Below are 5,696 nucleotides of genomic sequence, written 5' to 3' on the forward strand. Positions count from 1 at the left end.
AGTTGCTGCACACCAAGGGCGTCCGCTTTCCCGAAGTCGCGCTCAACATCTCATCGCCTGTGCAGCGCACGGTCTCGGTTGAAGGCCAGGTGACGAAAGCCGGCGTCTATCCGATCACTCCGGATACGACGCTGCTGTCCACGATCGCTCTGGCGGAAAGCCCGACCAGAATTGCATCCCTTGGCGACATCATCGTGTTGCGCGTGAAAAACGGCGATCGCTATGCCGCCCGCTTCAATCTTCAACGCCTGCGCGGCGGTCTCGATCCAGACCCGCAAATCCTGCCAGGCGATACCGTCATTGTCGGGTTCTCCCAGACCAAGTCAATCTATCGTGATGCGCTGCAGGCTGTATATCTCCTGTCCACGATTTTCCAAAAACTCTGAAATACGGGGTGGCCGTGCAGTACGAACAAGAGAACATCGCGGCTGAGCGAGGCGCCACGGCCACGCTTGCGAACAATTATGGCTATGGTGAAAGTCTGGCTCTGGAACAAGAAGACCAGACTTTTGACTTGCGCGCACTGTTGATCATCATTCGCGCCAATGCCGTTATAATTGCAGTCATCTTCGCGTTTTCGCTCGCTGCGGCTGTCGTTGTGACGATCCTCATGACGCCCCGATATACTGCGGTCACCACAGTGCAGATCAATGACCAGAGCGCGCAAGTGCTGGGCAAGTCCGCCGACGAGGACAGCTCCATGGCCGAGATTGCATCCGGGATGGAAACCGAACGCTTTCTCTCGACACAGCTTGAAATCATCAACAGCCGGGCGCTGGCCCAGCGTGTTGCGCAACGCCTCAACCTGATCGGCAATCCCGATTTCTACAAGCTCATGGGCAAACACAAGTCGAGCAGCGTCAAAACCCCGCGCGAGCAGGAAGAAGACGTCCTCAAGATCCTGCTCAAGGCCGAAGATGGAAAGCTGCCGCACAACTCGCGCCTGGCGTCTATCTCGTTTACCGCGCACGATCCCTATTTCGCGGCGAAAGTCGCCAATACCTGGGCGGCGGAATATATTCAGGCCAACCTTCAGCGCCGCTATGACAGTTCAGACTATGCGCGCGAATTCATCCAGGGTCAGCTGGCTGACGCCAAGGTAAAGCTGGAAAAGTCCGAACGCGATCTCAACGCCTATGCGCGCGGCGCGGGACTGATCAAGACACGCGCGGCGACTGCTTCGACCACGACCAACACCGACGACAATTCGGTGACCAACGCCAGCTTGCTGCAGGTCAATGCCGCCGCCAACCAGGCCGAACAACTGCGCATCGCGGCGCAGCAGCGCTGGCAGGCCGTTAACAGCGGCAACCTGCTTGATACGCCCGAGGTTCTGTCCAATAGCGCGATCGCAGAGCTGTTGACCGAACGCGCGCGCAACGAAGGCGAATTGCAACGCGAACGCGCCCGCCATTCGGACGACTATCCTGCGGTGGTGCAGCTCAAGGCCCAGGTCGATACGATCAATCGCCAGATCGAAGGCATTGCCAAGAACGTGCGCCTGTCGCTCAAGCAGCAATACGTCGCCGCTGTCGAAACGGAAAACCGGCTGAAGGCGCAAGTGCAGGAGCTTAAGGGATCGTCGCTCGCAGAACAGGATCGCTCCGTCCAGTACAACCTGCTCGCACGCGACGCCGACACCAACCGTGCGCTCTATGAAAACTTGCTGCAGCGCTACAAGCAGCTGACTGCCGCCGCCGGGATCAGCGCGAGCAACATCGCGATCATCGACAAAGCGGAAGACCCGACCGAGGCGAGCTCGCCGCTCCTGCTGCTCAATCTGGGCATCGGACTGCTGGCCGGCTTCATCCTTTCAGTGGGCTTTGTCACGGTCAGTCACCACCTCGACGATGCGGTCCGCATTCCCGAGGATATCGAGACCAAGCTCCACATACCGCTGCTCGGCGTCATCCCCAAGACCGACGACCGCATCCCGACTGACATGCTCGATGATCCCAAGTCGATGCTCAGCGAAGCTTACAACTCGCTGCGCAGCGCGCTGCTGCTCTCGACTGCGAACGGGTTGCCCAAGTCGCTGCTCATAACCAGCTCGCAGCCGGCCGAAGGTAAATCGACAACCAGCATGGCCATCGCGCGAAGCGTTGCCAAGCTGGGCCGCAAGGTTCTGCTGATCGACGTCGATATGCGTCGCCCGGCCGTGCATGCAATCTTCGGGTTCGACAACAAAAAGGGCCTGTCGTCGGTATTGACCGCGCAAGACTCGATCGAATCCGTGCTTCACGCCTTGCCACAGGAAAATCTGATGGTGATGACGTCGGGCCCGATCCCGCCCAGCCCGACCGACTTGCTCAGCTCTGTCGCCATGACCCGACTGCTGAAGGAACTGTCGAAGCAATTCGACCTGCTGATTTTCGACAGTCCTCCGGTACTGGGCCTTGCCGACGCCCCCGTGCTTGCTTCGCTGGTCGATGCCGTGCTCCTCGTCGTGCAGTCCGATCGCAATCGCGGCGGTTCGCTGAAATCTTCGTTGCGCCGCCTGCAGGACAGCCGAGCCAACATCCTTGGCGCTGCGCTGACGATGTTCGATCCGAAAAAGGCCAGCAACCGCTACTCTGAATATTACGGCTACGCTTACTACAGCTATCGCTACACCGAAGGGCAGGAACCGAGCCAGGTATAAAGGTAAGGGCATAATGGAACTGGTTGTCGCCCCACCCCGGCCCATCGTGCAACTAGGTTTGCGTGCGCTGGGGGCCATGGGCTGCATCGGCTACGCGGCGCTGGCCGTCCTTTCCGGCCTCGATCACGAAGCGAAAGAGGATCTCCAGCGCCCCGCCCTGCTCGATTGGCCCTATTCGGTCGCCGCCGAATATAGCGCCGCTCAATCCGCGATCACGCGGCATGATGCGACACAGGCTCTTGCCCGGGCGCGCACTCTGGTTCGCCACGATCCAGCCGATTCACACTCGATGAGCATGTATGGCCTCGCCTTGCTTGAGGCGCATCAGCCAGACAAGGCGCGCGATGCATTTTCTCTGGCCGCGCGGCTTGGCTGGCGCGATACGGTCACGCAGCGATACTGGTTCAGCGAAGCGCTGCGGCTGGGCGACGCGCAACAGGCATCGCAGCGCCTGGATGCCTTGCTGCGCCTGACCCCCGACCTTCCCGACGGCAGCAAACTGCTGCGGACCATTCTGGCCTATAGCGAAGGTCGGGCCGCAATTGCCGACCGGCTGAAAAACAATCCGATCTGGTCGGTGGAGTTCGTGGCACAGATGGCCCACCTCGACCCCGACGACCTTGAGGCGCGCGCCGAAGTCGTTCAGCGCGTCGGCCCGGGCCACTGGGAATGCCCCCAGGCGGCGAACCTGGTCGATGCACTGTTTGCCAACGGCTTGCTCGACGATTCCGCCGCCGTCCACCGCACAGTCTGTTCGGATAGCGGAAAAATACTCAATGATGGCAATTTCAATGAGTTGTCTATCGGCAAGGACGGATCTGCGCTTGACTGGCATCTGCTCCGCAGGGGCGACATGGTGGTTTCGATAAATGCCGAAACCCCGCGCAGCCATCTATTGGCAATGTCGATCAATGCACCGTCCACGGTCCAGGCCGTGTGGCAGGCGACCACGGTTGGGCCCGGCAGCTATCGCGTGAACTGGCGCATGCCCGACACGTCCGCCAAGGAAGCCAGCGCCTTGCTCGTGTCGTTCGATTGCAATGGCGCGGAAGATTGGGCGATCAACGGCACCCGGCTGCCAGGCATCGCCCCCAACTACGAAGCCCGCTTCGTGGTGCCAAAATCATGCGAGACGCCGGTACTGCGCCTCTGGCTCATGCCAAACCACACAATCACCGTGGCGGGCATGCGCATAGAGCGTCTGCCTGGAACTGGTGTGCCGCAGCACACACCAGAAGCGCCTTGAGAACCGGTTCTGTAAAATTCGACGCTGCGCGGGCAAATATGGTGAAATTTCCGCCGGGCAAAGGCGCACATTGGGCCTTTCTTATAGCGGCAGATCGCCATATTCGATATCAATTGGCGGCAGGTTGTGGTTCCGTGGCCTTGGCACGCGTTCAATAAGATGTGAGTTCACATCACATAGGGAAATATCCATTCGCAAAAATGGACCGGTAAAATTGCTTTCAAAGCAGAAATTGGGTAGGATTCGAAATGATTAAAAATATCCAACTGCTGCGAGCAATCGCCGCTATTTCGGTTATGATATGTCATTTTGAATCTTTTACAAAATATCTGTTTGGCTTTCAGCTGAATGGCCGCGGCGTTGACCTGTTTTTTGTCATATCAGGATGCGTCATGGCCTTGACGACCCGCGACAAACATCCATCAGGATTGAATTTTTTCAAAAACCGGATAGCCAGAGTTGTACCAACTTATTGGCTCTTGACCCTGGCTGTATTCAGCGTCGCACTTATCGCGCCAAAACTTCTCGGAGCGACCCGCCCAAATTTTATCGAATTGATAGATTCATTATTATTCGTTCCTTTCATAAAATCGAGCGGATTGTATCAGCCCGTGCTATTTTTAGGCTGGACATTAAATCTTGAAATGTTTTTTTATACAATTTTTGCAATTTTTCTCTTTCTGAAGAATTATACATTCAGCCTCATTGGTATAGCCGTGACACTAACGGCGATTGTGGCCGTCGCACCATTGACGCCCGTTCACAGTGTCTGGCATGATTTCTATGGCAACCCGATGATGATCGAATTCGCCATGGGCCTGGCCATACCCTATCTTGCAGACTTCATTCTGCCGAAGCTCGGATCCCGACGAATGCCGCTGATCATCGCCAGTATCCTGGCGCTGCCGACGATATTCCTGTGCGACCTTCTGGCGCCGGAAGTACCCAATCTGGTGTCGTGCTGATCGCAGGAACCGCTGCAACCATACTGGTCGTCAGCGCGATCGTTCTCGAACGGATGGGGTTCATTTACGCGGGCGCGCTCGGCGTCAGCCTCGGCAATGCGTCGTATTCGCTTTACCTCATTCATCCGTTCGTCACTCAACCAATCCAACGGATTGTCCTTGCAAAGACACACTCCACCGCACTCATTTCGATCAGTCTGGTTGCCGGATCGGCATTGATCCTGTTGTGCGCCGTCCTGATGTTCCGGCTGATCGAACGGCCTGTATCGAAGGCTGCAAAAGCAGCGCTGAGGGGGTAAGGCGGTGCTCGGGGGGCCTTCCTGGAATGGCGAAGGACTTCTCTGCGCACCACTCGGCACACCCCAGCAATGCCGCGCCAGTCAGATGAACGATCCGTCCGCCTGGCATTTCCCGCATTCAATGCGCGCGCCCGGATGTGGCTGCCCCCCCGTTCGGCGGCATGTAGGCGGCACCGCGCCTGACCTTCGGCTTTTGGTGGCGCACAAGCTTCTGGCGAGTTCGGCCACAGCACCCTACGAAGAGTTCCTTGCCGCAAGATCCCCAATGCGGCGCGCATAAAGCATCAAGGTCAGGAGACAACGACGTGCGAAAAGCGCTGGTGACAGGTTCCGCCGGGTTCATCGGATTTCATCTGTGCCGGCTGCTACTCGAAGAAGGGTTCGATGTCGTCGGCTTCGACGCGATGACCGATTATTACGACGTCAATCTCAAGCGTCGTCGCCATGCCATGCTGAGCCAGTCGCCCCGGTTTCGCGCAACGGAGGCGCGGCTTGAAGACCATGCGGCACTCACTGCGCTGTTCGCCGCAGAACGCCCCGACATC

At 58.0% G+C, this 5,696-nt stretch carries 6 protein-coding genes; all 6 read left to right on the forward strand.

Annotated elements, in window-relative coordinates; genetic code table 11:
* The coding region (locus tag P4L78_RS09945; RefSeq protein WP_309327869.1) for a hypothetical protein at positions 1–386 on the forward strand (386 nt) is incomplete at its 5' end.
* 14 nt (positions 387–400) lie between these two features.
* Entirely contained in the window at positions 401–2,641 is a 2,241-nt protein-coding gene (locus tag P4L78_RS09950; RefSeq protein WP_309327870.1) for a polysaccharide biosynthesis tyrosine autokinase, read from the forward strand.
* Between the two features lie 13 nt (positions 2,642–2,654).
* The gene (locus P4L78_RS09955) at positions 2,655–3,887 is read left to right on the forward strand and encodes a hypothetical protein (protein ID WP_309327871.1); all 1,233 of its coding nucleotides are present in this window, start codon (positions 2,655–2,657) and stop codon (positions 3,885–3,887) included.
* 248 nt (positions 3,888–4,135) lie between these two features.
* Positions 4,136–4,852 carry an acyltransferase gene (locus P4L78_RS09960; protein WP_309327873.1) on the forward strand — a complete coding sequence of 239 codons (717 nt, stop codon included), beginning with the start codon at positions 4,136–4,138 and terminating at the stop codon, positions 4,850–4,852.
* Positions 4,846–5,151, forward strand: coding sequence for a hypothetical protein (locus P4L78_RS09965; RefSeq protein ID WP_309327874.1), 306 nt, complete (start codon positions 4,846–4,848; stop codon positions 5,149–5,151). The genes P4L78_RS09960 and P4L78_RS09965 overlap by 7 nt, the downstream gene beginning before the upstream one ends.
* A 305-nt stretch (positions 5,152–5,456) precedes the next feature.
* The coding region (locus tag P4L78_RS09970; RefSeq protein ID WP_309327876.1) for a GDP-mannose 4,6-dehydratase at positions 5,457–5,696 on the forward strand (240 nt) is incomplete at its 3' end.

The sequence above is a fragment of the Silvimonas sp. genome (assembly GCF_031291215.1).
GTDB classification, from domain to species: Bacteria; Pseudomonadota; Gammaproteobacteria; order Burkholderiales; family Chitinibacteraceae; genus Silvimonas; species Silvimonas soli.

Coding starts and splice junctions, on each gene's coding strand:
- P4L78_RS09955 (WP_309327871.1), top strand. CDS start 2,655: ATGGAACTGGTTGTCGCCCCACCCCGGCCCATCGTGCAACTAGGTTTG.
- P4L78_RS09960 (WP_309327873.1), top strand. CDS start 4,136: ATGATTAAAAATATCCAACTGCTGCGAGCAATCGCCGCTATTTCGGTT.